The sequence below is a fragment of the Glaciibacter superstes DSM 21135 genome (assembly GCF_000421145.1).
In the GTDB taxonomy this organism is placed as follows: Bacteria; Actinomycetota; Actinomycetes; order Actinomycetales; family Microbacteriaceae; genus Cryobacterium; species Cryobacterium superstes.
The window spans coordinates 43,687-69,700 of record NZ_ATWH01000018.1 but is presented as its reverse complement, the minus strand read 5'-3'; the positions used below and the strand labels follow the sequence as shown (position 1 = coordinate 69,700).

At 63.4% G+C, this 26,014-nt stretch carries 24 protein-coding genes; 17 read left to right on the top strand and 7 right to left on the bottom strand.

All coding sequences use genetic code 11. The annotated features are described in order from the left end of the window. Positions 1-48: 48 nt before the first annotated feature. Positions 49-1,140, top strand: coding sequence for an IS630 family transposase (locus K323_RS0121320; protein WP_022887296.1), 1,092 nt, complete (start codon positions 49-51; stop codon positions 1,138-1,140). A 286-nt stretch (positions 1,141-1,426) separates the two neighbouring features. On the opposite strand, the gene K323_RS0121315 is transcribed toward K323_RS0121320, so the two are convergent. Beyond that, a complete protein-coding gene (locus tag K323_RS0121315) occupies positions 1,427-2,290 on the bottom strand; it encodes an AraC family transcriptional regulator (protein ID WP_022887295.1) in 864 nt (287 codons plus the stop codon). Positions 2,291-2,391: 101 nt separating this feature from the next. Between K323_RS0121315 and K323_RS27835 the strand changes: the two genes are divergently transcribed. The 6 genes from K323_RS27835 to K323_RS0121285 all read left to right on the top strand — a co-directional run bounded on the left by K323_RS27835 (position 2,392) and on the right by K323_RS0121285 (position 12,143). After that, entirely contained in the window at positions 2,392-5,319 is a 2,928-nt protein-coding gene (locus K323_RS27835; RefSeq protein WP_022887294.1) for a DUF5107 domain-containing protein, read from the top strand. 311 nt (positions 5,320-5,630) lie between these two features. Further along, positions 5,631-6,608 carry a carbohydrate ABC transporter permease gene (locus K323_RS0121305; RefSeq protein WP_022887293.1) on the top strand — a complete coding sequence of 326 codons (978 nt, stop codon included), beginning with the start codon at positions 5,631-5,633 and terminating at the stop codon, positions 6,606-6,608. 9 nt (positions 6,609-6,617) lie between these two features. After that, positions 6,618-7,535 carry a carbohydrate ABC transporter permease gene (locus K323_RS0121300; RefSeq protein WP_022887292.1) on the top strand — a complete coding sequence of 306 codons (918 nt, stop codon included), beginning with the start codon at positions 6,618-6,620 and terminating at the stop codon, positions 7,533-7,535. 65 nt (positions 7,536-7,600) lie between these two features. After that, positions 7,601-8,944, top strand: a complete 1,344-nt coding sequence (locus K323_RS0121295) for an ABC transporter substrate-binding protein (protein ID WP_022887291.1) — start codon at positions 7,601-7,603, stop codon at positions 8,942-8,944. A gap of 102 nt (positions 8,945-9,046) precedes the next feature. Next, the gene (locus K323_RS0121290) at positions 9,047-11,200 is read left to right on the top strand and encodes an alpha-galactosidase (protein WP_022887290.1); all 2,154 of its coding nucleotides are present in this window, start codon (positions 9,047-9,049) and stop codon (positions 11,198-11,200) included. Positions 11,201-11,219: 19 nt separating this feature from the next. Next, positions 11,220-12,143 carry an aldose epimerase family protein gene (locus tag K323_RS0121285; protein ID WP_022887289.1) on the top strand — a complete coding sequence of 308 codons (924 nt, stop codon included), beginning with the start codon at positions 11,220-11,222 and terminating at the stop codon, positions 12,141-12,143. Position 12,144: 1 nt separating this feature from the next. On the opposite strand, the gene K323_RS0121280 is transcribed toward K323_RS0121285, so the two are convergent. The 3 genes from K323_RS0121280 to K323_RS29160 form a co-directional block, all read right to left on the bottom strand. Next, positions 12,145-12,411 (bottom strand): hypothetical protein, encoded by a 267-nt coding sequence (locus K323_RS0121280; protein ID WP_157509533.1) that lies wholly within the window; start codon positions 12,409-12,411, stop codon positions 12,145-12,147. A gap of 148 nt (positions 12,412-12,559) precedes the next feature. Further along, the gene (locus tag K323_RS0121275) at positions 12,560-13,438 is read right to left on the bottom strand and encodes a hypothetical protein (RefSeq protein WP_022887287.1); all 879 of its coding nucleotides are present in this window, start codon (positions 13,436-13,438) and stop codon (positions 12,560-12,562) included. Further along, positions 13,431-14,168, bottom strand: coding sequence for a TIGR02391 family protein (locus tag K323_RS29160; protein WP_169515722.1), 738 nt, complete (start codon positions 14,166-14,168; stop codon positions 13,431-13,433). The genes K323_RS0121275 and K323_RS29160 overlap by 8 nt, the downstream gene beginning before the upstream one ends. A 101-nt stretch (positions 14,169-14,269) precedes the next feature. On the opposite strand from K323_RS29160, the gene K323_RS0121265 reads away from it, so the two are divergent. Continuing rightward, positions 14,270-14,734, top strand: a complete 465-nt coding sequence (locus tag K323_RS0121265) for a hypothetical protein (protein ID WP_022887285.1) — start codon at positions 14,270-14,272, stop codon at positions 14,732-14,734. A gap of 174 nt (positions 14,735-14,908) precedes the next feature. Here K323_RS0121265 and K323_RS0121260 read toward each other — a convergent pair whose 3' ends face one another. Beyond that, positions 14,909-15,622: a DUF7927 domain-containing protein gene (locus K323_RS0121260; RefSeq protein ID WP_084697584.1), complete on the bottom strand. Its 714-nt coding sequence runs from the start codon at positions 15,620-15,622 to the stop codon at positions 14,909-14,911. 234 nt (positions 15,623-15,856) lie between these two features. Here K323_RS0121260 and K323_RS27825 point away from each other — a divergent pair, with 234 nt between their 5' ends. The 5 genes from K323_RS27825 to K323_RS0121235 all read left to right on the top strand — a co-directional run bounded on the left by K323_RS27825 (position 15,857) and on the right by K323_RS0121235 (position 20,989). Beyond that, complete coding sequence (locus K323_RS27825) at positions 15,857-16,837, top strand: ABC transporter substrate-binding protein (RefSeq protein WP_211219890.1); 981 nt, start codon at positions 15,857-15,859, stop codon at positions 16,835-16,837. Then, the gene (locus tag K323_RS0121250; protein ID WP_211219889.1) at positions 16,827-17,900 is read left to right on the top strand and encodes a FecCD family ABC transporter permease; all 1,074 of its coding nucleotides are present in this window, start codon (positions 16,827-16,829) and stop codon (positions 17,898-17,900) included. The genes K323_RS27825 and K323_RS0121250 overlap by 11 nt, the downstream gene beginning before the upstream one ends. A 62-nt stretch (positions 17,901-17,962) precedes the next feature. After that, a complete protein-coding gene (locus K323_RS0121245) occupies positions 17,963-18,931 on the top strand; it encodes a FecCD family ABC transporter permease (protein WP_211219888.1) in 969 nt (322 codons plus the stop codon). Beyond that, entirely contained in the window at positions 18,924-19,775 is an 852-nt protein-coding gene (locus tag K323_RS27820) for an ABC transporter ATP-binding protein (protein WP_022887280.1), read from the top strand. Before K323_RS0121245 ends, K323_RS27820 begins: the two co-directional genes overlap by 8 nt. 242 nt (positions 19,776-20,017) lie before the next feature. Then, positions 20,018-20,989, top strand: coding sequence for an NADP-dependent oxidoreductase (locus K323_RS0121235; RefSeq protein ID WP_022887279.1), 972 nt, complete (start codon positions 20,018-20,020; stop codon positions 20,987-20,989). Positions 20,990-21,292: 303 nt separating this feature from the next. On the opposite strand, the gene K323_RS27815 is transcribed toward K323_RS0121235, so the two are convergent. Further along, complete coding sequence (locus K323_RS27815; protein ID WP_022887278.1) at positions 21,293-21,850, bottom strand: MFS transporter; 558 nt, start codon at positions 21,848-21,850, stop codon at positions 21,293-21,295. A 193-nt stretch (positions 21,851-22,043) separates the two neighbouring features. Here K323_RS27815 and K323_RS0121225 point away from each other — a divergent pair, with 193 nt between their 5' ends. From K323_RS0121225 to K323_RS0121210, 4 genes are read left to right on the top strand one after another with little or no spacing between them, the layout of a single operon-like run. Continuing rightward, a complete protein-coding gene (locus tag K323_RS0121225) occupies positions 22,044-23,123 on the top strand; it encodes a cupin domain-containing protein (protein ID WP_026851956.1) in 1,080 nt (359 codons plus the stop codon). Then, positions 23,120-23,953 carry a fumarylacetoacetate hydrolase family protein gene (locus K323_RS0121220; protein ID WP_022887276.1) on the top strand — a complete coding sequence of 278 codons (834 nt, stop codon included), beginning with the start codon at positions 23,120-23,122 and terminating at the stop codon, positions 23,951-23,953. The genes K323_RS0121225 and K323_RS0121220 overlap by 4 nt, the downstream gene beginning before the upstream one ends. A gap of 7 nt (positions 23,954-23,960) precedes the next feature. Further along, on the top strand, positions 23,961-24,713 hold the full coding sequence (locus K323_RS0121215; RefSeq protein WP_022887275.1) for a maleylpyruvate isomerase family mycothiol-dependent enzyme: 753 nt from the start codon (positions 23,961-23,963) through the stop codon (positions 24,711-24,713). Next, positions 24,704-25,138, top strand: coding sequence for a MarR family winged helix-turn-helix transcriptional regulator (locus K323_RS0121210; RefSeq protein ID WP_022887274.1), 435 nt, complete (start codon positions 24,704-24,706; stop codon positions 25,136-25,138). The genes K323_RS0121215 and K323_RS0121210 overlap by 10 nt, the downstream gene beginning before the upstream one ends. A 98-nt stretch (positions 25,139-25,236) precedes the next feature. Here K323_RS0121210 and K323_RS27810 read toward each other — a convergent pair whose 3' ends face one another. Continuing rightward, positions 25,237-26,007, bottom strand: a complete 771-nt coding sequence (locus tag K323_RS27810; RefSeq protein WP_169515718.1) for an IclR family transcriptional regulator — start codon at positions 26,005-26,007, stop codon at positions 25,237-25,239. Positions 26,008-26,014: the final 7 nt, after the last annotated feature.

Sequence of the window (26,014 nt, the reverse complement as noted above, 5' to 3'; positions counted from 1 at the left end):
CTAGTGTCGTGCGCCTGAAATTATCTGGTTAAGTTGTAGAATTGAGGTATGGCCAGAACTGGACGCCCGAGGACCGAGTTGATGTTGAGCGATGAGGAGCGGGAGCAGTTGCTGCGCTGGTCGCGGCGGGCGGAGTCCTCTCCGGCGTTGGCGTTGCGGTCCCGGATCATCCTTGCGTGTGGTGAGGGCCTGGATAACAAGTCGGTGGCTGGGCAGGTGCGTTGCTCGTCGAACACGGTCAGCAAGTGGCGTGCCCGTTTTGTGGCGGACCGTCTTGATGGCTTGGTCGACGAGCCGCGTCCCGGGCGGCCGCCTTCGATCACGGCCGAGCGGGTTGAGGAGGTCGTTGTGGCGACGTTGGAGTCGACTCCGAAGAATGCGACCCATTGGTCGAGGGCGAAGATGGCCGATCGTTCAGGGCTGTCGAAGTCCACGATCGGACGGATCTGGAAGGCATTCGAGCTCAAACCCCACCGAGAGGACGGCTTCAAGCTCTCCAACGACCCGCGATTCGTGGAGAAGGTCTACGACATCATCGGACTGTATTTGAACCCACCCGAGGCTGCGGTTGTCTACTGTGTGGACGAGAAGTCTCAAGTGCAGGCGCTGGCCCGTTCGCAGCCGGCGTTCCCGATGATGCCGGGCATGCCAGAGAAACGCACCCATGACTACGTGCGCCACGGCACGACCAGCCTCTTCGCCGCTTTCAACACGATCGACGGCACCGTCATCTCCAGCATCCACCGACGGCACCGGGCGATCGAGTTCAAGAAGTTCCTGGCCAAGATCGACGCTGAAGTCCCTGACGAGTTGGAGGTTCATCTGGTCTGCGATAACTACAGCACCCACAAGGCCCCGAGCATCGTCAAATGGCTCGAAGCCCATCCCCGGTTCCACCTGCACTTCACCCCGACGTACTCGTCCTGGATCAACCAAGTCGAACGGTTCTTTGCCTACGTCACCGCCGATCTCCTCCAACGCTCCGACCACCGCAGCGTTCAAGCGCTCGAAAACGATATCCGCAAATGGGTCAAAGGATGGAACGAGAACCCGAAGCCATTCATCTGGACCAAATCCGCCGAACAGATCCTCGAATCCCTCAAACGACTTCTACAACGAACTACCGGCGCAGGACACTAGCGTCTCGTAGGTAAATAGAGGTGACTTATGCAGCCGTCGCTGGGGTGACTTCTACTTCGTATCCGAGGTTCCTGATTTCGCAGATGGCGCGGTTCAGCGCGCGTTCGTCGCGAATGCGTCGTTGGCGGCGAGGTAACTGTCGGTGTGTGATTTCTCTCCCCGAACTCACTGCTGCATAATCAAATCACTGACCTGCACGCTGTCGAGAAACTCCACACTCAGCGGGACGTGACCATCCTTCGCGACGGCGGTGCCGCAACCGGCACGAGCACTGGGGGTTTCCCGCTTATCCCTTGTGCTGCTCGCGATACGCGCTGGGGCTTTCTCCATGTACCTGCCGGAACTGTCGTGAGAAATAGAGGGGGTCGAAGTACCCCGTCTCGCGAGCGACCTCAGCGACGGCGAGATCGGTTCCGTCGAGAAGTTGCCGCGCGCGTGCCATGCGCAGAGTGATGTGGTGGGCCAGCGGGCCACCCCCTGTCGCCGCACGAAAGAGTGCACCCAGATGAGACTGCGAAACGCGTGCCTCGCGGGCCAGCTCAGTCACGCTCACTGGAGAGTCCAGGCGATGCATGAGGTAGTTCATCGCGCGCTGCAGCGGGTCGTCGGTGTCAGAGACCGAGAGATCGGAGACGAGTGTGGTGAGAAGGTTCCACGCCATTCCCGCAGCGCGCACCAATCGCGGCGGTGACGGATCCTTTTCCAGAATTGCGACAATTTGTTCGGCCAGTTGCGCTGTACGGTCTACCTCGCGCAGCACGGCGACGGGGCTTTTCTCTGAGTCAACGCATGCACCGACGAGCTCTTCCGCAGCGCTGCCCCGCACATGCAGCCACCAGATCGTCCATGGTTTGTCATCGCTGGCGCCATAGCGATGAGGGTATCCGGCGGGCACGGCGACAACCGCCGGCGCCTGCACAGGGTGTCGCGTGCCACCCATCTCCACCCAGCCCGACCCGGCGACGCACAACATCACGATCGACTCCGCCGCGCCACCGGGGCGAGAACGTTCGTGCCCCCGCGCGTTGGGGTACCAACCAGCATCCGTCACTTGCAGGTGTCGCGTGATCGGGCGCTCGCCGGCCTCGGCGACCAGTGGGCGCGGAACGATCGCGATGCGCTGTCGCGGAAAACCGTCTGGGCGTGCCATGGTCCCACTCTCTCACCTCGGGCGAGCAAATCAGTGTTTCGTCTATGTTCTGTGGCGAATCTTCTCTTCTCCGGCTGCAGAGACGCCCCTAGCGTTGGCATGTGAAGACATCGACGACCGCTTCCAGCATCCAACTTCCCGAGGCGCCCGCACAACTTGCCGGTGAATTGGCTGCGGGTGCTCCCATCGCGTGGCGCGAAGATCTCGAGATTCTCAGTTACGACACCGCTGAGCCTGATCGTTACCCGATGTTCTTCGAGCACCGTGTCTACCAGGGGTCGAGCGGTCGGGTTTATCCGATTCCGTTCATCGACCGTATTGAGTCTGAGCCGCAGCCTCGCGCATGGGACGCCATTCACCTCGAGAACCGCTGGCTGCGCTTGGTCATCCTGCCGGAACTGGGCGGCCGCATTCACATCGGCTACGACAAGAGTGCAGACTACGACTTCTTTTACCGTAACAACGTCATCAAACCAGCTCTCGTCGGTTTGGCCGGCCCGTGGGTCAGCGGGGGCGTTGAATTCAACTGGCCGCAACATCACCGGCCCGCAACCTATCTACCCGTCGAGACAGAGATCGAATACGGCGATGACGGCTCCGTGACGGTCTGGTGTTCGGATCACGACCCGTTCTCACGTATGAAAGGCATGCACGGCATCCGTCTGCGCCCTGATAGCGCACTCATCGAACTGGTCGCCCGCTTGCACAACCGCACGAGTGAGACCGAAACCTTTCTCTGGTGGGCCAACGTTGCCGCACGGGTGCACGACAACTACCAGTCCTTTTTTCCCACGGATGTGCAGTGGGTTGCCGACCACGCTCGCCGCGCTGTATCCGCCTTCCCCGCAGCAGACCGCCCCTATTACGGATTCGACTACACCGAGCACGCCGCGACCGGTGGTGACCGCCTCGACTTCTACAAGAACATCCCCGTTCCGACGAGCTACATGGTCACTGGCACGCAAGATGACTTCTTCGGCGGCTATGACCATGACGTCGATGCGGGTTTCGTGCACTGGGCTGATCGCCACATCGCGCCAGGAAAAAAGCAGTGGACGTGGGGGAACTCGGAGTTCGGGCGCACGTGGGATGCGCTGCTCACCGACAACGACGGGCCGTACATTGAGCTGATGGCGGGGGTCTTCACCGACAACCAGCCTGACTTCACTTTCATCGCGCCGGGTGAAACCAAGGCGTTCTCGCAGTATTGGTACCCGATCCAGCGCATTGGCATTGTGCACCAGGCTAACCTCGACGCGGCCGTTCACCTCTCGATCGCCAGCACGTCGGCGCAGGAGACGCGGGTCAAGCTGGGCGTGGCCAGCACGGGCATCCGTCCGGGTCAGCGCATCGCCCTGTTGCGGGGAACCGAGAGCGTGGCCGAGTGGACCGTCGACGTGGCCCCGGATGCGCCATTCACCACTCAGATTGTGCTCCCTGGCGCGGTTGAAGCGACCGAGCTCACCCTCGATGTCGTTGGTGCGCTGACGTGGACTCCGCGTGCCTGGGTTGAAGAGCCAGAGCCGGCCCCAGCTACCGAGCCGCCGTTGCCGAGCGAAATTGACTCTGTTGACGAGCTGTACTCCACCGGCGTACACCTTGAGCAGAACCGCCACCCAACCCGTTCTGCCTTGATCTACTGGCGAGAAGCGTTGCGCCGCGACCCCGGCGACAGCCGAAGCAACCTCGCCATGGCCACGCACTCCTATAAGAGCGGAGACTACGCATCGGCGCTCGGCTACGCGCGGGTGGGCCTTGAGCGTGTGCGCGCGCGCAACCTCAACCCGGAGACCGGTGAGCTCTCGTACAGAAAGGGAAGCATTCTGCGTAGGCTCGGTCGGCACGACGACGCCTATGATGCCTTCGCCAAAGCCGCCTGGGACAAGAAGTGGCGTCAAGCGGCTGAGTTCGAGATGGCGCGGCTCGATGCCGTTGCTGGCAATGACGCGCGCGCTCTACAGCACGCCGAGGCGGCCGTACGGCTCGATGCAGACGATCTTCGCGCGCGTGCCTTGCTCACCGTGCTGCTTCGGCGAGCTGCGCGGCACGCAGACGCAGAAAGCCTCTTGCGCGAAACCCGTCAGCTCGACCCGCTGGATCAGCTGGCGCGCACGCTCGACAATGTACCCACCAGCCGTGATGCAGCAACGCAGCTTGATGTCGGGTTCGACCTAGCCGGTTTCGGCGACTTTGAGGGTGCAGCGGCAGCTTTCGCGCGGGCCGCGGCCTTGCCAGACACCGCTGCAGGCAATGCGGCGCCCCTCGCGCTCTATGCCAAGGCTTCCATGCTTGACAGGCTGGGGCGAGCGGATGCCGCGGCTGCGGCCAGATCGGCGGCGAGCTCCGTCCCGGCCACCCGCACCTTCCCCAGCACGCTCGACCACCACGATGTGCTCAGAGAAGCTCTTGCCTACGATCCGCACGATGTGCAGGCGCTCTCGCTGCTCGGAATGTTTCTCTATCACCACCGTCGCCACCAGGCAGCGTTGACGCTGTGGGAGCAAGCGTTGGAGCTGAGCAGCACCGACGCAACCGCACTGCGCAACGCCGCAATTGCCCACTACAACGTGCACGGCGATGCTGAGCGAGCGCGCGAATACTACGAACGAGCGCTGCGTCTGCGGCCTCGTGACGCCCGGCTTTGGTACGAGTCAGATCAGCTGCTGAAACGGATCGGCGTTTCGGCGGCGGAAAGGCTCGAGCGCCTTCCTCATTCGGCGATATCCCGCGATGATCTCGCAGTTGAGTACGCGAATTTGCTTACAGATGTTGGGCGCGCCTCTGAGGCTGTGGCGCTGCTTGAGTCCCGCCCATTCCAGCCGTGGGAGGGCGGAGAAGGTCAGGCGCTCGCCGCATGGGATCGTGGCCGAGCGGGCATGGGGCTACCTCTGGCTGAGCCGCCGGTTTCGCTCGGTGAGGTGCGCATGCACGTTGATGTGCCCCGCCCTGTTGGCGACGACGGCCGCATCGACTATTTCGCAACTTCGTTGCCTGAGATGCTCCTCTTCACCCGCGTCGAAGACCTCTAGATCGTGCAGCACGCACGGTCGTGGCATCCCGGCATCCGGGGCTGCGGCCGTGTTCAGCGTTGAGATGGCGACATGAATAACCCACCCGAAATAGCTGTTTTGTCCATGCATGACCGTGAGAAGTGATATTCCGTGGGCCGCAAAGTGAAACGTAATCTGGGCAAATGCTTAGTGCAGAGTTCACACGACGTCGAGACCTCGGCAGCACCGTCTGATGCGCCCTTGGTGCATCAGACGCGGCGGCCGTGCCTCTGTGGCAGAGAATGGGCAGTCGGTTCAGAGAACAGCACTAAACGGCTCAAGGAGGCGCTGTGACGACACAGCTTGAAGCGAACAAGCCCGCCGGTGCGCGAACACGGGGCTCGAAGGATCGGTCGAAGAACCGAAAGGGCGCGGCACCAACCCGGGTGACCTCGGCGGCCAACCGCAGCGACTGGAAACTGGGGTGGCTGCTGATCACGCCAGCCATCCTGGGCTTTCTTGTTTTCGCACTGTACCCAACACTGCGCGGCATCTACCTCAGCTTCACCGACTTCCGCGTGCTCACGCCGGCCAAGTGGATCGGCCTCGGCAACTACGAGATGCTCCTGAATGACAAGGTCTTCTGGGATTCACTCCTCACCACCTTGTACTTTGTCTTCCTCGCCGTACTTCTCGGCGTTGCGATCTCGATGCTCACGGCCGTCATTCTGCACCGCGTGACGAACTCGACCGTTATTCGCGGCCTCATCATCCTGCCGTTTCTCATCTCCAGCGTCGTTGCCGGCGTGGTGTGGTCGTGGATGCTGGATTCGCAGCTCGGAATTGTGAATCTGTGGATCGAATCGCTGAGCGGAGAGACGATCCGATTCTTGAGCGATCGTGCCTGGGTGATTCCATCACTCGCCGTGATTACGGTGTGGAAATCGATGGGGTACACGACAATCCTGATCTTTGCCGGGCTGCAGACGATCCCGCCGCAGGTGTATGAGGCGGCCCGCACAGACGGGGCCAACGAGTTTCAAATGTTCCGGAGAATCACACTGCCGCTGCTGCGCCCGATCACCGCCATGGTCACCATCCTCACGATCATCAGCGCCTTTCAGGTGTTCGACATCGTGCAGGTCACAACAAAGGGCGGGCCGGCGAACGCGTCGAACGTGCTTCAGATGTACATCTACGACAAAGCCTTCGGGCAGCTGGACTTTGGATACGGCGCCACGATGTCGCTCGCGCTGTTCGCCATGCTGATCGTTATCTCGTTCACCCAGATGCGGCTCATGCGTGCATCCGAATCCGACACCAACTAGGAGAACGACATGACTTCCAGTGTCACGGCTTCGCGTCTGCGTCGAACCAGAGCCAAGCCATCCGTCGGCCGCGGTTTCGCGTGGGGCTACTTGGTTCTCATCCTGATCATCACGATCTTTCCGTTCTATTGGATGCTGCGCACGGCACTCTCGAACAACTACGGCCTGACCACTGACCCGATTTCGATTCTGCCTGTCGACTTCACCCTGGGCCCGTTCCAGCGGGTGCTCGGGCTCGCGTCGGTTGCTGACGCCCGTGCGGAGGGTGGCTCAGGCGCCACTCTCGATCTGGGAATCTACATTCGCAACTCGATGATTTATGCCGGCGTTGCGACGTTCTGCCAGGTGTTTTTCGCGACACTCGCCGCATACTCCTTCTCGCGTCTGCAGTGGAAGGGCCGCGACCTCGTCTTCGGCATTCTCTTCACGGCGCTCATGATTCCGGCGATCCTCACGCTGCTGCCGAACTTCGTTCTCATCAAAGAACTCGGCCTGACGAACAGCTTCGCGGGGCTCATTCTTCCCGGGGCGTTCTTCAGCGCGTTCAACATCTTCTTTCTGCGCCAGTTCTTTCTCGGGCTTAGCAGAGAGATCGAAGAGGCGGCGCTCATCGACGGCGCGAGTAAGATAAGGGTTCTCTTCCAGATCGTCGTGCCCTCGGCATCCGGGCCCATCATCACCCTCGCTATCCTGGGCTTCATCAACTACTGGAACGACTACTTCTGGCCACTCATCATTGCCGCTGACCCTAAGGTTCAGCCATTGACGCTCGCGCTCGCGGTGTTCAAGCAGTCGTCGCCGCAGGTTGCCCCCGACTGGGCAGGACTCATGGCCGCCTCGCTCCTGGCCGCGCTTCCGATGCTCATTCTGTTCATGGTTTTCGGAAAGCGAATCGTAAATTCCTTGGGCTTCACCGGCATCCGCTAACTACTTCTGCACCATTCCGCACTACAGCTTTGTCCACCTGCATCACATCAATCAAAGGAGATCGCATGAAAATCAAGAGAATCCTGACACTCGCAATCGGCATGGCTGTCGTTGCGCCCCTCGCGGCCTGTTCTGCCGGCGGCAGCGACGCGGCTGATGGCGGTGGGGGCACCGTTCAGTGGTGGACCTGGGATGACAAGCAGGCCGTTTCATACAAGAAGTGCATCGCACCGTTCGAAGCGGCAAACCCTGACATCAAGGTCGAAATTTCACAGTACGCCTGGGACGACTACTGGACCAAGATCACCACCGGTTTCGTCGCGGGCACGGCACCCGACGCGTTCCAGAACAACGTGAGCTACTACCCCGAGTATGTCGATCAGGGCCAGCTCCTCGCCCTGGACGACAAAATTGCTGAGACCAAGTTTGACCTCGCAGCCATCGGCACGGGCGTCGGCGCTTGGACGTACAAAGACGACAGCCTCTACGGCATCCCGATGGACTGGGCCACGGTCGGGCACTTCTACAACGAGACCTACCTGGCCGATGCCGGGCTCACCACAGACGACATCGACACGATGACGTGGAACCCGAAGGATGGCGGCACCTTTGACAAGGTCGTCGCACGCCTGACGGTTGACGCCAACGGAGTGCGCGGCGATGAGGCGGGCTTCGACAAGAGCAAGGTCGCTGTATACGGAGCTGGATCCATCGGTACCAATGGGCTGAACGGCCAGGACAGCTGGGCCGGATTCCTGTCGACAACGGGATGGACTCTGGGAAATGACGCCAACTGGCCGACCTCCTTCGAATACGAAGCTCCCGAGTTCGTCGCTGCGATGAACTACTTCAAGAGCCTCTCTGACCGTGGCTTCACGCCGCGGGAGGGTGACTTCACACAGGGCGCAGTCGAACAACTGGGCTCCGGCAAGGTCGCGATGGTCGTTGGTGGCTCGTGGTACGCACCGTCGTTCAACGCCCTGCCCGGCATCGAGGTGGGAATCGCACCATCTGTGCTCGGCGACAATGGCAAGCGCTCCGGGTTGACGAACTCCAACGCCAACTCCATCTGGAAGAACGGGCCTCGCATCGACAACGCGTGGGAGTGGGTCTCGTTCATGGGCTCCGAGGAATGCCAGAGTATTGCCGGCGCTGACGGCACTTTCTTCCCCTCGATCGAAGCGTCGATGGCCATCACCGAGGCCGCCATGCTCGAGCAGGGGATCGACCTGGCACCGTACACCGCACAGTTCGCAGACGGATCGCTCTTTACGACGCCAATGTTCAGCCACGGGCAGGAGCTGGGCTCGACCATTCAGCCAATGTTCCAAGGATTCTTCAACGGCGAACGCGGCGACGACGTTTTTGCCGAGATGTCGGAAGCCAGTCGGCAGATTCTGGCTGACTAGACCGATATGCAGCGCGGCAGCTGGGGGTCAATCGAGACACCCAGCTGCCGCGTTGCATACGGCCGCAGCCTGTTCCGCTCGAATTAGTGAGGAAGCACCACGATGACCGTGACGATGGAAAGTAACTCCGTAGCGCAACTTCGCGCGGGCGGGACAAGCATCATTCTCCTGATCGATGCCGGGAGGCTTCCACGCATTGTGCATTGGGGAGCAGATCTCGGCGAGCTTGACGCCGCTGCGCTTGCCGCGGTTGCACTCACTGCGCTTCCCGCGGTTGGTGACAGCGCGGTAACCTACCCGCAGCCAGTACCTGTTCTGCCGCAGCTAGCCGAAGGATGGCTGGGCCGGCCTGGCCTCAGCGGCAACAGCAATGGCGCACGGTGGGCGGCGCAGTTTGGATCGGTGAGGTACAGGGTCGAGGAACGAAACGGCGGCCAGGTGCTGTTCTGCGATTCCGTGGATGCGGAGTATGGCCTGCGACTCGAGATCGAGATCGAAGTGTTGGCCAGCGGACTCGCGCGCCAGCGCGCAACGCTCATTAACGATCAGACCGAGCGCTACAGCGTTGAGGGCCTCGAACTTGCCTTTCCTGTGCCAGTAACTGCCACTGAGATGCTTGACCTCACAGGGCGCTGGGCGCTGGAGCGCGTGCCGCAGCGTCGCCCATTTCACGTTGGCGCCTGGCTTCGTGAATCCCGCGGAGGCAAGCCAGGCCTCGAGCACACCTTGCTGCTCGCAGCGGGCGAACAAGGCTTCGGATTCCGAGACGGCAACGTGTGGGCCGTGCATCTCGCCTGGAGCGGCAACCAGGTGCTCGCCGCGGAACGCATGCCGAACGGGGTGCAACAGCTCTCTGCCGGAGAGATTATTCTGCCGAATGAAGTCGTTCTCGGCGCGGGCGAGCAGTACACGAGCCCGTGGTTGTACGGATCGTGGGGCAACGGCCTCGACGAGCTCGCCGGGCGCTTCCATGAGCAGATTCGTTCGTGGCCACAACACCCGAGTAGTCCTCGACCCGTCATCTTGAACACCTGGGAGGCCGTGTACTTCGAGCATGACTTCGAGACTCTAAGCGCGCTTGCAGAGCGTGGCGCTGCCCTCGGCGTCGAACGTTTCGTGGTCGATGACGGATGGTTCCTGGGTCGACGTGACGACACCACCGCGCTTGGCGACTGGACAGTCGATGAGGCCGTATGGCCAGAAGGGCTTGAACCACTCGCCCAGCGTGTTCGTGAGCTCGGCATGGACTTTGGTTTGTGGTTTGAACCCGAGATGATCAACCTCGACTCCGAGCTTGCGCGCGCACATCCGGAGTGGATCTTTGACGCCGGGCACGGAGCAGGAATTCCTTCTAGGCAGCAGCATGTCTTGGACCTCGGCCACGAAGGTGCCTACGCACATGTGCGCGATCAGATGTTCGCTCTGGTGAGCGCTCTCGAAATCGCGTACATCAAATGGGACCACAACCGCTATCTGCTCGATGCTGGCCACACCCCCAGCGGCCGAGCTGGCGCGCGTACCCAGACGCTGCAGGCGTACCGCCTGATGGCGGAACTCAAGCTCGCCTTCCCCTCGTTGGAGATCGAGTCGTGCGCAAGCGGCGGAGGGCGTATCGACCTCGGCGTGCTTGAATTCACCGACCGCGTCTGGCCGAGTGATTGCAACGACCCGCACGAGCGTCTCGAAATTCAGCGCTGGACAGGGCTGTTGGTGCCTCCGGAGTATCAAGGAACCCATATCGGCGCCGAGAAATCGCACACTACCCGTCGCATCCACCCGCTTGACTACCGCGCAGAGAAGGCACTGTGGGGCCACCTCGGGCTCGAGGTGAATCTACTCGAGGCCGATGACGCAACAGTGGAGACCATCGGGCGCTGGATCGCATTCCACCGCGAACACCGCGGTTTGCTCCACAGCGGACGGGTCGTGCACGCAGACCTTCCCAACGCGGCAACGAGGCTAGAGGGCGTCGCGGCCCACGACGGCAGCGAAGCGCTTTATGCCTTCAGCGTTACTGAACGCCCGGCCACCTGGCCTCCCGGGCGCGTCACTCTCCCTGGGCTCGACGTGGAACGCCTCTACCACTTGACGGCGGTGTTTCCCGGAACCCCGCGCCTGGAAGGTGCAGTTGTGCCACCCTGGATCATCGATGGCGTTACCCTGCCCGGGCGCGTGCTGGGCATGGTCGGCGTCGAAGCACCATCGCTCGACCCAGACACCTCTGTGCTTTTCCACGTGACCGCCGTCGACAGCTGATAACAGCGCGGCTCGCTCGATGTATAACTTGACGGCTCGCGCCGCTGGCCAGATTGGCTCAGCGGTGCGAGCCGTCGTATCTGTGCGGGGCGCTAGCTTGCGTGCGCTCACGGTCGACGGAGTTGATCTCATTCGCTCGACTTTCGACACCTCGCCGCCGCTCGCCGCTGGCGTGGTTCTCGTGCCATGGCCAAACAGGGTTGATGGTGCCACCTGGCGGCTCGGCGAACAGCACCTTGGCCTCGAGGTCACCGAACCGAGCGCTGGCAACGCGATTCACGGTTTGCTGGCAGGGCACGATTACGAGCTCGTCGAGATCGACGACAGTTCGCTGACTTTGAGCGCTGCGATCGTCGGCCACGCCGGGTATCCCTTCGAGCTCAGCACGCAGATTCGCTACGAACTCACCTCCAACGGAATTGCGGTCGCGCACCGCATCCGGAACGAGAGCACAACACCCGCACCCGTTGCGCTCGGCGTGCACCCATATCTGCGGGTAGGCGAATGGCCCGTCGAAGAGCTGAGGCTTTTTCTGCCCGCCGCTACGATCTTGCCATTAGACGATCGGCATTTTGCGACATCGCGGCGCGCGGTGCGTGGCGTCAGCGAGACCCTGCAGGACGGCCCGCACCTGAGCGAAATCGTGCAACACGCGTGCTTTTCTGACATCGCGCTCAGCAACGGCGAGCTGCGCGCCGATCTCATCGCTCCGAATGGCGATGGCGTGCGGCTCTGGGCTGAGCCGGATTTTGGCTATGTACAGCTCTATGTCACGCCAGATTTTCCCACGGATGCCGGCCGCTGCACCGCCGTTGCGATCGAACCAATGACGGCGCCACCGAATGCCCTGCAGAGTGGAGTCGATCTGCGCTGGTTGGTACCTGGCGAAAGCTGGGTGCTGAGGTGGGGCATTCAGGGCTTGGGCAGTTTGGCGCCCCACTGAATCAACGCGTGCTCGTCACCACCGCGTTATGCAGGCGGTCGGATCGAGGAAGCGCGCCAACGCGTAGGTCCGGCGGCGCCGAAGGCCTGAGCGGGCTGGCCTGGATGGTCGCGCCAGACGCTTCACGCACCGAGCTGGCGGTGGCGTAGCGTTCCAGCCCGATCCCGACGAACAGCACCGCACCTGCGCTGAGTGCGGCGCTGACTGCGAGCCCGAGCCGTTCGAGACGGACGCGGGCATCAGGATCGCTTTCTCGTGCCCGGAGCACGGCGTGCACTCTGTCGTGGACCCGTTCGAGGGGAGCGGATGACAGGGTCGAGACTACCTATAGGTTGTCATTTCCAGCGCATCTTCTGCTGTGCGCCATGACCTTCTCATGACACGTCGAGCACCTGAACTCGTCGGGCGCTCGCTCGTCACTCCTGCGTGCGATTGATAAAGCCTGCGATGCTCGTTCGTGCGCCTGCGTGCGCTTGGGTCCACCGCTCCACGACGGATTCCCCGGGCACGCAGCGCTCGATCAGGAGATCGCAGATGGCCTGCGTGGCATCGATCATGTACATGCAGTACTCCATGACCATCTTGTCGTCGCGTCGCATCCGACCCGTCCGAAAGTCATAGAAGTTGGCGGTCGCCCACTCGTTGGAGTGAGCAGCGCCCGACAGGCCTGAGTACGTGTACGCACCGTGGCTTGGGTAGAGCGCCTCGAGGAACGCGATAGCGAGCATGCTGACCCCTCCTCCACTGAGGGAGAGGCCACGCACCTTTGCCCAGGCAGCGAGGTTCGCCCGGTGTACGTCGACCGGATTCGTGGCTTCAATCTCGAACGGGAGTCGACGGAGCAATGCCGCGCATCGCTGCGGATAAGACAGCGCACGGTGCTCCAGAGAGGCAAGCCGAGCGGTGCACCCCTGAGGGTCGTCCGCCGTGAGCAGCCAATACGCCCGGCTGTTGGCCTCGATACCCGCGCGGGTGACGGTCGCCAGCGGCACCATCAATCCACGACGCGACCGGGCCAATTCGAACAATGCAAAGCCGTGTTCTCGTGCTGCTTCGGTGCCGCGCCCGATGTCGCCGCGCAGCCGCGTGTGGAGCTCGTTGCCATCCCAGCTAGGAAGCGCATTGATGTCCGACGCCGCAAACTCGGCCGACCAGCTCCACGGCGTGAGCGGCCCCTGAAGGCACGCCGAGGCGACGCTGGCAGCCGCCTTCACGACGCGCAGGAGCGCTGCCGTGAGTAGCTGGCGATGCTCGTCCGTCATGGTCGTCGTCGAGTTGGCAGAGGGCTCAGGCATCAGACGGCCTATCTCCTACCGCCGCGGCGTTCCGTTGGCGGCGTAGTAGTCGTAGCAGGAGATCTGCGAGGAGGATCACTTCGCTCGCCTCAGTGGGGTCGTCGTAGTCAACGCGGCGATGCGATGCCGGATTCTTGAACAGACCGATCGCGCCAGCGAAGAGGTTCATCTGGGCAACAGACTCCGCCGTATGCAACTCGGAATCATGGAGCGGGCCATCTTCACGAAACGCCTGCTGCATAAGCGCAACTCCGATGAGATCAGCACCAAACGCGCCAAGTTCGCGCACGGCAATCTCGACCTCACGCATCGCAGCAAACGCCGCAAGTTCGAAGTCACCGAGCAGGAACTGAGGCCGGACCCGCTGCTCAAGCACCTCGACGAGTTCGACGTCGAGACGGGCAACCGCCCGTACGTACGGAAGTCCACGCTCCAGGGCAGCGTCTCCGGCGCGGGTGATGTGTACGTCGTGGAAGTCGAAACTGCCCCGCGCCCCGTTGGTGGACACAAGACCGTGCGCCGAAAGCCACCCCCATGCCTCCGCGAGCGCATCCTGCACATCGGCGAGTTGATTGTGCTCACGCGAGTTGCCGAATTCGAGCATCCAATTTCGCCAGTTCCATGGGTTGGTCGTGGATACGTCAGCTAACAAGAGCAGCGCGAGCCGGTCGACGGGTATCGCAACGATCTCAGCGTTGTTAAGCTCGCGGAGGAGCGCTGCGTCAGCCATCATCGCCCACTCGGATAAAAGGGAAGTCCATGCCAAGAGACTATGGTCGACCGGCGACGCCCCCACACCACTTCAAGTCGCGTCGCCCGTAGGATGCGATAGTGAGCAGTCAACATATCGGCGCGGCAGGCGAGGTTCTAGTCCAATACCTCCTGCTCAAGGAGGGGATCGACTCCGCGCGTCTGACAACGGACTCCGGTATTGATCTGGTCGCCTACGCACCCGGAACGTCGCGAGCGGTCACGATTCAGGTCAAGACGCAGGAGCGTCCACTTCCGGCGGGAGGCAAGGGTGCGTTGGCGCTCGGCTACCCCTTTCCGCATGCCCTCAGCGCGGAACTCCTGGCGCTGGTCGACCTATCAACAGACTCGTGCTGGCTGTTCTCGCGAGACGAAGCGCTCACGCTTGCGCAGCAGCGCTCCCCGAAGGATGTTCGGCGTCTGTACTGGTACCTCGAAGCTCCGCAGAATGCCCGCCTCGACGGACAGTTGAGCGGGCCGCTCCTAGAGAAGCATCGGCTCGCAGCGCGAATCCCGGAGTTAATCACGGGCGACACTTCGGCGTGACGCGCCTGTCTGCGATGGCCCGCCTGCTCCTACGCTGTAGCGTCGCTGACAAGCAGCGCTGACGTCCCGTCCGCCAGTCGAATCAGGTCTGCAGCGAGCAGATACGTCCACACCACACATGTCTCCGCTTCAGCTGCGGTGACGTCGTCGTGAATCCCCTTGCTTGCGAGCGAGTCAAGGGACTTGAGGCGCGCACCGAGACTCACCATCTGGCGGCGGCACCTGGCCCGGGTTGAGGATGAAGTTGCCCAGCTGGTCGTCACCACGCTCCCCGTCGGCCTTCACCGTCACCGTGTAGGTGACCGTCACTGCCTGACCGGCATCCAGCGAACCCGTCACCGAGAACCGGCCGTCCGTCACCGGCGACACGCTCAGTGCGGCATCCGATGATGCCGGATCCACAGTCAGGTCCACATCATCCAACACAGCACTCAGGTCGTCGTCGCGAGCGACATCAACCAAAGCCTTACCCGTGTTCTTGAAGTGCAGCGTGTAGGTCATGACTATGCCGGGCTGCACCGTGGTTCCAGATGCCGGATCCACCGACTTCCAGTCATCCAGGTCACCGACCGGGTGCTCAGTGCCCGGACCTGGACACAGTTCACCGTCCTCGCACAGCTGCGGAACATCCGGAATCAACACGTTGGCAAGATCGTTGTCACCGTGCAGCCAGACGGTCACCGTGACCTGGTAGGTCACGGTGACCGTCTGGCCCGGCTGGAGATCGCCGACAACACGGAGCTCGTCGTCTGCGCGTGTCGCGGTCACCGCATCCGGAGCCGACGACACCGGCTCGCTCGTGACATCCGCGTCGTCCAGAACGCACGGAGCGAGAGATAAGCTTCGAGCCGTGAGCTGAGTACCTCCACCGGACAGAAGCCGACGCATGACGCGGGTGCTGGAACTGGTGCAGTCACTCACGCAGTAGAGCGGCGATCTGGATCCAGGAGAGCTTCGGCGCTGTCAGCAGTCAGCGTGGGCGGGAGTGCATCGGTACCGAACATCGTCAGTTCGGCAGCCAATTTGACGGCGCGCTAGCCGGTCCCATATTCTAAGTTAGGTAAGCCTTACCTCCTTACCTCGCAACGGGCGCTGTGCGCTCATCTAGGAAATTTTCCCATTGTGACTCACCCGCTTGTGGCCCGTCGCGGCCCGCGCATCTTTCTGTCCACCGTGTCGGCGACTGCCATCGCACTCGCGATCGTGGCCTGTTCAGCGCAACCCGTGCCTCCCGCGGAGCGGGGCGGTGATGTCGCAGGGGTATCCGATTTTCGCACGGTCGCTCATGACCTGGGCGAGACCAAGGTCGCTGGAATGCCGAAGCGTGTTGTCGCCCTCGAGTACTCCTTCGTGCAGGCGCTCGACGAACTCGGCGTGACGCCCGTCGGTATCGCGGACGACGATGACCCGGACCGCATCGAGCAGCTGCTCGGCGAGACGATCGACTACACCTCTGTCGGCACCCGCCTCGAGCCCAACCTCGAGCTCGTGAGCAATCTCCAGCCCGATCTGATCATCGCCGATACCACGCGGCATGCTGCGATCTACGAGCAGCTCTCATCGATCGCGCCGACGGTCGTGCTCAACAGCTGGGAGGGCACGTACGACGACATCAAGGATTCCGTCGTCACGATCGCGGACGCTCTCGGCGACAAGGCTGCTGGTGAGCAGGCCGTCACCAACCACGAGGCGCGTATGGAGGAGATCGCCGCAGAGATCCCCAACGGAACCGACGGCACTTTCCTACTCATCGTCGCGAACCCCGACTCCGCGGCCCTCCACACGTCCAGCGCGTTCACCGGCTCGGTGTTCGAGGCGCTCGGCCTCACGCCTGCGATCGAGTCGGACGGTGAAGCGGTAGAAAGCGACGCCGGCCTCGAACGCCTCATCGATGTGGACCCGGACTTCCTCTTCGTTGCCACGGACGGACCCGGCACCGTCTTCGAGCAGTGGCCGAGCACCAACGCCTGGGCCGGCATGTCTGCCGTGCAGAGCGGAAACGTGTATGAGGTAGATCGCAACCAGTTCTCGCGGTTCCGCGGACTGCACACCGCAGAGGTGATCGCGGAAGACATCGTGCAGAAGCTCAACGGTGACAAGTAGCGTCATCAGCGACACCTCGTTGCGGCTCGCGCCCCGAGGCACCCGCCGTGGGAAGCGACGCCACTCCCCAGGAGCCCCTGCTCCATCCATCCGACGCCTGATGATCAGCTGCCTCATCTCCCTCGCGGCACTCGCGCTGGTTGTCGCGGTCAGCCTCGGCGTGGGTGCCACGGGCATCGACCCGCTGGGCACGCTGCGGACCCTCGTGACCGGCACACCGGCATCCGCTCATAATCTCGTCGTCGACGTGCGGATGCCGCGGGTACTGCTGACCGTGTTGATCGGCGCGAGTCTCGCGACGGCCGGCCTGCTCGCCCAGACGCTCACCCGCAACCCTCTCGCTTCCCCGCAGACCTTCGGGGTCAATGCCGGCGCGGCTGCGGCGATCGTGACGACGATCGTGCTCTTCCCCTCGCTAGGCGGCTTCAGCGTGGTAGCCGCCTTCGCCGGCGCGGCGCTCGTCGGCGTGGTGATGTGGGCACTCTCTGCGGCTTCGTCCATGTCGACGGTGAGTCTCGCTCTCGCGGGCATGACTCTGCAGATCCTGCTGTCGGCCCTGGTGCAGGCCGTCCTCATCATGAACAACGCGACACAGGATCTCGTGTTCTGGCTGGCCGGCTCCGTCACCGGAGCGCAGTGGAGCGACGTGACCCTGCTCCTGCCTTTCACCCTCGCCGGATGCACCATCGCCCTGATCGGGCAGCGCCACTTCGGCCTACTCGCCCTCGACACGGCCACGAGCAAAGCACTCGGCCAGAACACGAACCAGGTCGCTGGGCTCGCCGCACTCGTCGTGGTTGCGCTGGCCGGGGCATCCGTCGCCGTCGCCGGACCGATCGGGTTCATCGGGCTCATCGTCCCGCACATCTCCACCCGCATTGTGGGGAGCAGCTTCACCCACCGACTCATGTTCGGTCTCGTCTGCGGGCCACTGCTCTTCGCGAGCGCCGACGTCATCGCCAAGCTCATCGCCTTCCCGCAGGAGACACCGGCAGGCATTGTGACGGCGCTGATCGGCGCACCAGTGTTCCTCCTGCTCGCGCTGAGGCAACGGTCGCGATGAGCATGATACTGAAGTCGGGCCGTCCGCGGATACCCCGCGGGACGTCATTGCGAGGCCGGCGGTTGACCGGACTCATCGCCGTGGTAGTGCTCGTGATCGTGATCACGGTCGCCGGTATCTGTGTCGGCGCGGTGCCCCTGGCACCTGCGCAAGTGCTGGATGGCCTCGCAGGAGGGCCCAATGCGTTCATCGTGCAGGAATACCGCCTGCCGCGCGTCGGGGTAACCCTGCTCGCCGGGGCAGCGCTCGCCGTTTCGGGCCTTCTCTTGCAAGCCGCCGTGCGCAATCCACTCGCCTCCCCCGACGTCATCGGCATCACGAAGGGCGCGGCCCTCGGTGCGATGTCCGCGACAGTACTCGTGCCTGCCGCCGCGCAGTCCTGGGCCATCCCGCTCGGGATCGCAGCAGGCGCATCCGTCGTAACCGCCGCCATCCTGGTGCTCGCGGGACGCGTCGGATCTCGTGGTTCCACCCTCGCACTCGTCGGTATAGCCATCGCAGCTCTGGCCGGCGCCGGCATGCAATACCTGATGACGGTGTTCCCGCAGAAGTCCGACCAAGCGATGGTCTGGCTCGCAGGCAGCGCCTACGGTACCAATTCGACCGACGTCGCACTGCTAAGCCTGTGGCTCGCGGCCTGTCTCCCCGTCGTAATCAGCTGCACTCGCCTGCTCGATCTCAGCGCATTCGGCGACGACAGCCTCTCGAGCCTGGGTCACGCCCCAACCCGCGTTCGAATGTTGTTCGTTATCACCGCAGTCGCACTTGCCGGCGGAGCCGTCGCTACCGTAGGGGGCATCGGATTCCTCGGGCTACTCGCACCGCACTTGGCCCGCACCCTCTTCGGTTCGCGCCCGGCGTGGCTCGTGCCGGCATCCGCCCTGCTCGGTGCCGCGTTGCTCTCGGCGGCGGACCTCGCCGGTCGGCTCATCGCGCTGCCCAACGAGATCCCCGCAGGCATCGTGGCAGCCGTGATCGGTGGCCCGTATCTTCTATTCGTGCTCATCAGGGAGGCTCGCATCCGTGGCTGAACCCACCCACCACCTCACCGCCGCGTCGCTCGCCGTCGGATACTCACCGAGCCGGCCCGTACTGACCCTCGACGACCTCGCAATCCCCACCGGCCGCATCACGACGCTCATCGGATCGAACGGAAGCGGCAAGTCGACGCTCCTGCGCACGATTGCACGGGCGCTCGACCCCCTTGGCGGGGTGGTGTCTCTCGACGGCGACGACATCGCGCACGTTCCACGGAGACAGCTCGCAACTATATTGTCGCTGCTTCCGCAATCCCCCACCGCACCCGAAGGGCTCACGGTGAGGCAGCTGTGCGAATTCGGGCGGCATCCGCATCGGGGATTCCTCAAACGCTCGACGGATGCCGATCGGACGGCCGTGGATAATGCCCTCGCAGCCGCTCATCTTGAGGAGCTCTCGGGGCAACGGCTCGACGAGCTCTCCGGAGGCCAGCGGCAGCGAGCATGGATCGCGATGTGCCTCGCACAACAGACACCGATCATGCTGCTCGACGAGCCAACGACATTCCTTGACATCGCCCACCAGCTCGAGGTACTCGACCTGCTGCACGAGCTCAACCGGACAACGGGCACCACCATCGTGATGGTTCTACACGACCTCAACCATGCCGCCCAGTACTCCGATCACGTCATCGCCGTCGCAGACGGTGGTGTGCACTCACGAGGGCGGCCTGCCGAAGTCTTCACAACCGAAACACTGCGCGAGGTGTTCGACGTGGAGGCCGTTGTGATTCCACACCCCGTCACAGGAGCTCCGCTATGCCTGCCCTTGCCGCGAGCATCCAATGCAGCGGCTCCGAACGCATACTCAAGGCAAACGGGAGCATCCAATTTATAGACAAAGACTCTCGACTCTCGCTGGTCGATGTGAGCGGCGATCGCAAACATGATCGAGTGAAGAGGACTGCGGCTCCACAAAATTGCGGCTACTAAAAGGCAGGGCATGCTGTCCGGATTCGGGTGGTTCCTGACCGGATACCCGCTGCATCTAAGCATTGCACCGCCATGCTTAGATGGATAGCGCGCCAGACGGAACCTTCTACCCGGTGCCTGCGACCAAAGCAAATTTGAGGATCAACGATGGACGCTGAACTGACCGCCACGAACAGCCCACCTCTGATGATGGCACTCCGCGCGCATAAGCGCGGTGGGCCCGAGCAACTTGTGTACGAAGAGGCACCGCGGCCGGTTCCCGGCCCGGACGAGATCTGCGTCGCTGTGCGGGCAGCAGCTATCACGTTCGCCGAACTGACCTGGCCAGAGACATGGGAGGTTGACGGCATCGATCGAACTCCTATTATCCCGTCGCACGAATTCGCAGGAGTGGTCTCCGAAATTGGCCCGGGTGTAATCGACTTGGCTGTGGGCGACTCGGTCTTCGGGATCGCGCCATTCAACCGCGATGGCGCAGCGGCTGAGTTTGTGGTCGTCCCAGCCGCGTGCGTCGCACGGAAGGAGACTGGAGTTTCCGATGTCACCGCCGCCGCCGCAGCGCTGCCCGCTTTGACCGCCTGGGAGGCACTTCGCGATCAGACGCACTTGACTGCTGGTCAGCGCCTCCTGATTAGGGGCGGAACCGGTGCGGTCGGCGCGTTCCTCACACAGTTCGCACACGCGATAGGCGCGGAGGTCACAGTGACCGTGACCTCGGCGTTGGCCGAGGCCCGCGCAAGAAGGCTCGGTGCTGACCATGTGGACGTGACCACTCCTCACTCCGAAGCACGCGATCAAAAAGCGTTCGACGTCGCAATCGACGCTGTCGGCGACAACGTACCGGAATGGATGTATGCCTCGGTCCGCCCGGGCGGACAACTCATCGTTCTCCAGGAACCCCCGAGCAAGGAGCTGGCTGACAAGTACGGCATAAGCGCGGTCTTCTTCGTCGTCAGCACACGCCACGAAAGGCTAGAGGAACTGGCCGCGCTGATCGCCGCGAGCCAAATCGAAGTCGCGATCGCTCAGACGTTTCCACTTTCTGCTGGCAGGGCTGCCTACGAGAGCGGCTCCTTGCCGAAGCCTCGGCCTGGCAAGACGGTCATACTCGTCCCCTAGTCTGAACTCACCCATATCTGACCTAGACGCGACGTCAGCCACCGTGACTCTGGAACGGACCCCGGCCAAGCCCTGGAAGGGTTAGACGTCCTGACAGGGGAATCCACCGCAGAGGATGTCGCGAGGTCGCACGCTTGTGATCGTCGGCAGCCGCAGCGATGGCCGCCGGTGCATAGCCGGCGGCTTCGTGGTCGCGGAGGCTGGTGCGGGCGGCGACGAGACCGAAAACCTTAACCACCTGGGCGATCCGGCCCATCCCGAAAGCGCGGAGCGTCTGGTGAACATGCCGACAGCAGCCTTCTGTCAAGTCGTTGATCGGCTGGCGACCGGATCGAAACGTTCGAGCTGTGCTTTCCGCCTGGTTTCCTTCACCGGGAGGATCGCCACCGCGGCCAACAACATCACCGCAGCGCTGACGATGAAGAGCGCCGGGTAGCCGCTGACCGAGATCGCCCACGCCGCGATGAGTGGCGCGATCGCCTGTCCGACGTTCGTCGAGAAGTTGAAGATGCCGAGCCCGCGGGCGGCATGTTCTCCGGGATCGGGCAGCACCTGACTTGCCAGCGCGGTGTCGCATGCGATAGCCAGGCCCAAGGCCACGCCCAGGCAGACTGCCAAGGCGAGTATCCCCTCGGTCGTCGGCCATAGCAACGGAAACACATTCGCTGCCGCGACCAACGCGCAGGCCATGAGGATGAACGGTTTGCAACGGCCTAACCGATCGCTGAGCCATCCGCCCGCCACAACGGCGACGACGACACCCATTCCGCCGACGACGGTTGCTCGACCCACCAACCCGGCGGCATCAACGGGCCCGACGCCGACATAGTCGGTCAGGAGATAGAGGAGGTACCCGTTCACAACGCCGTAGGTCCGACTCAGGCTTCTTCCATCCAGAACGAGGCATACCCCCACAATACCGGCCAAACCCTTAACTGAACGGTATTGAGGCTAAGCCCCTAGACCGCCCGTGCTCTCGCTCTTGCGGTGGGTAGCGGATATAGTTGGTACACTGAGCAATTCCGGTGCACTGCAGCACGAGAGGACGAGACCCATGGAACAAATGGATGGTCACGCCGACAGCCCCGAGTTGGAGCAGCTCTATCGCGACTTCGACGCTAACCAGCTCTCCCCCCTATGGACGCAACGCGAAGGGCTCATGCCGATGGCGCCGGAGCCTGCCGCCGTCGCCCACGTATGGAAGTGGCAGACTCTTTACGAACTGGCCAGGCGCAGTGGCGACCTGGTGCCGGTCGGCCGCGGCGGCGAGCGCCGGGCCATCGGTTTAGCGAACCCTGGCCTGCCCGGCACTGCCTACGCGACCCCCACCCTGTGGGCGGCCATCCAGTACCTCGGCCCGCGCGAGACCGCGCCAGAGCACCGCCACAGCCAGAACGCGTTCCGCTTCGTTGTCGAGGGCGAGGGCGTGTGGACGGTCGTGAACGGCGACCCGGTCGCCATGCGCCGCGGCGACCTGCTGTTGACCGCCAGCTGGAACTTCCACGGCCACCACAACGACACCGACCAGCCGATGGCGTGGATCGACGGTCTCGACATCCCGTTCTCCAATTACACCGACGTCGGCTTCTTCGAGTACGGTTCCGAGCGGGTGACGGATGAGGCGTCCCCAGCTGTGTCGCGCGCCGAGCGACTCTGGGGGCACCCCGGATTGCGGCCGCTCTCGGGTCTGGAGGACACCGCCAGTTCACCGCTGGCCGCGTACCGCTGGGAGAACACGGATGCCGCGCTCCGCGAGCAGTTGCTCCTGGAGGACGAAGGCCACCCGGCCACCGTCGAGCAGGGCCACGCCGCCATCCGCTACGTGAACCCGACCACCGGCGGCGACGTCATGCCGACTATCCGCGCCGAGTTCCACCGGCTGCGTGCCGGAGTGGAAACTCCCACGCGTCACGAGGTGGGCTCCTCCGTGTGGCAGGTGTTCGAGGGGGACGGCAGTGTCGTCCTGGGCGGCACCGAGCACAAGCTCGTGACCGGTGACCTGTTCGTGGTGCCGTCGTGGGTGCCGTGGTCGCTGCACTCCACTAGCCAATTCGACCTGTTCCGTTTCAACGACGGACCCATCATTGACCGTCTCAATTTCGCCCGCACCTACATCCCAGGAGAAAACGCATGAAGCTCGCCACCCTTCGCACCGAGACCGGCAATAGCGCGGTCGTCATCACCGACGACAGCGCCATCGAGATCGATGAGGTGGCGGATGTCGGCGCCCTGCTCGGCAACCCGGAGTGGCGCGCCGTCGCTGAGGCCGCCGACGGCAAGGTGCACGCTCTGGACTCGATCGAGGACGCTGCGTGGGCCCCGGTGGTGCCGCAGCCGAGCAAGATCATCTGCGCCGGACTCAACTACCGCAAGCACATCCTCGAGATGGGGCGCGAACTTCCCGAGTACCCGACCTTCTTCGCCAAGTACCCGGAGGCGCTGATCGGCGCCTTCGACGAGATCGAGTTGTCGCCGCTGTCGAACGCCGTCGACTGGGAGGCCGAGCTCGCCGTCGTCATCGGCAAGCCGGTCCGGAACGCCACCGAGGCTGAGGCCGAGGAGGCCATCGCCGGCTACGCGGTGCTCAACGACGTGACCATGCGGGACTTCCAGTACCGCACGCTGCAGTGGCTCCAGGGTAAGACCTTCGAGAACACCACGCCGTTCGGCCCCTACCTGGTCACCACCGACGAGTGGACCCCTGGGCCCACCATGAAGGCAGTTGTCGACGGTGACACTGTGCAGGAGGTTTCCACGGGGGAACTCGTGTTCTCCCCCGCCGCCCTCATCTCGTACTTCTCACAGGTGGTCACCCTCAACCCGGGCGACGTGATCGCGACCGGTACCCCAGGAGGCGTCGGGCACGCGCGCAAGCCCCAGCGCTACCTGCAGAACGGCTCCGTGCTGCAGACGTCTATCGAGGGTGTCGGCGCGCAGCGCAACGTCGCCGGCCTGGCCGGATAGCACGACCATGGGTGCGCGCATCGACAAGACACAGGATCCGGAGATCCTCGCGGCCCTGCTGCTGGCCAGGCGGGGCACAGCCTATTTCCAGCGAAAGCTTGCCGAGCTCCGCGACGACCAGTTCGACGGGCCGTCGCTGCTGCCCGGCTGGAGTCGACGACACGTGATCGCCCACGTCGGTTACAACGCTCGGGCGCTCACCCGGCTCACGGAGTGGGCGGCCACCGGTGTGGAGAACCCGATGTACCCATCACCGGATGCGCGGGGTGAAGAGATCGAGTACGGTGCCACTCTCAGCCCGGCGGCCCTCCGCAACCTCAGTGCGCACGCTGCGGTGCACTTGAACGTGGAGTGGCGAGACCTGGAGCCGACGTCTTGGAATGCCGAGGTGCGCACCGCGCAGGGGCGCATCGTGCCGGCATCCGAAACCGTGTGGATGCGCACCCGCGAAGTGTGGCTGCACGCCGTCGACCTCGACAACGGCGGCAGCGTCACCGACTTCCCGCCCGAGCTGATCGACCGCTTACTGACGGATGTTCTGGGCGCCTGGAACCGTCGACAAGCCGCCGAAAGCATCCCCAACTTCGTGCTTCGCGCGGATGATCGGGCAGACATCCGCTCAGTCACCGGTGACACGGATGATGGCATTGAACTGCTCGGCACGGCGGCCGCCCTGACCCGCTGGGCGACCGGCCGAGGGAGCATCGGCGTCAGCACGGTGGGCTGCTCTCCGGTTCCGAAGTCCCCGCGATGGCTGTGACGCCTGCCGCCGTCCAGCTGGCCGACTACACCGGCTTCCTGATCAGGCGCGCGCAACAGCTGCACGCCGCCGTCTGGCAGCGCGAGGCATCCGCCGAGTTCACCTCAGTGCAGTTCGGCGCCCTCAACCTGGTGCACGCCAACCCGGGAATCGACCAACGCACGCTTGGCGAGCACCTGAAGCTGGATCGTTCGACGATCGCGGACGTCTGTGCTCGCTTGGAGCGTCGAGGCCTCATCATGCGCGACCGGGATTCAGCAGATCAGCGACGGAACGTCCTTTCTCTCACCGAGCAGGGCCAGGCTGTGCTGGTCGATCTGGTTCCTCGTGCCGACCGGGTCCACGAGGTACTGATTGGCAGGCTTAGCCAGCCCGACCGAGCGGAGCTCCACCGCCTGCTGATTCTCCTTCTCGCTAGGGGATAAGCTCGGACTACCGCTCGCCGACAGTCGCAACCCTGACGCGTTGTGAGTTGACACGCGGACACGCTCTCGATTTGGCAAACCGAACCGGCAGTGTGCCCTCAGATGCTACGCCCGATGACATCGGCATAACGGTGAAGCGGTCCGAGGAACTCGCGGAGACGTCGGGCACTTCCACGGGCAACTGGTACGGCAATAGCAACCGCCGCGACGACATCACCCGTGCCACCGCGAACGCCGACGGCGATGGCCCGAAGCCCTTCGTCGCTCTCGCCGCGATTCATTGCGTAGCCGAGCCTCTTGATGTCATCGAGCTCGTCGGTAAGAGTATCCGGCTGAACCAGTGTGTCGCGCGTGATACGTTTCAGCCGACCCGACAGAAGGGCCTCACGCCGCTGTTCACTCGCGTACGCCAGCAGGAGCTTCCCACCTGATGTAGTGTGCGCCGGCAGAAGCACACCGATCCGTGAGGCGACCCGAATAAGGTGCGAACTCTCGACCCCGTCGATGAACCGTACCCCGAAGCCTTCAAGCACCAGCAGGTGCACCGTCTCTCCCACCTCCGCCGCTAAACGCAGCAGGTAACGGCGGGCCTCACGGCGGATGTCGAGATCTCCTACGGCGGAGAGTCCTAGCTCGATCAGCACTCGCCCCGCACGGTAAGAACGGGAGACCCTGTCCTGTTCGGCAAAACCACGCACCACGAGCGTCGACAGCAGTCGATGCGCGGTGGACGGCGCAACTCCGAGCTCCCGGCTGACGTCGACGACTCGCACCTCACCACTCCCGCGAAGCATCATGAGCAGTGTAAGTGCCTTGTCGACCGAATCCAGGGTGGAGCGGGGCGAAACCGCCCGGGAGTTATTCCTCATAGAGGAA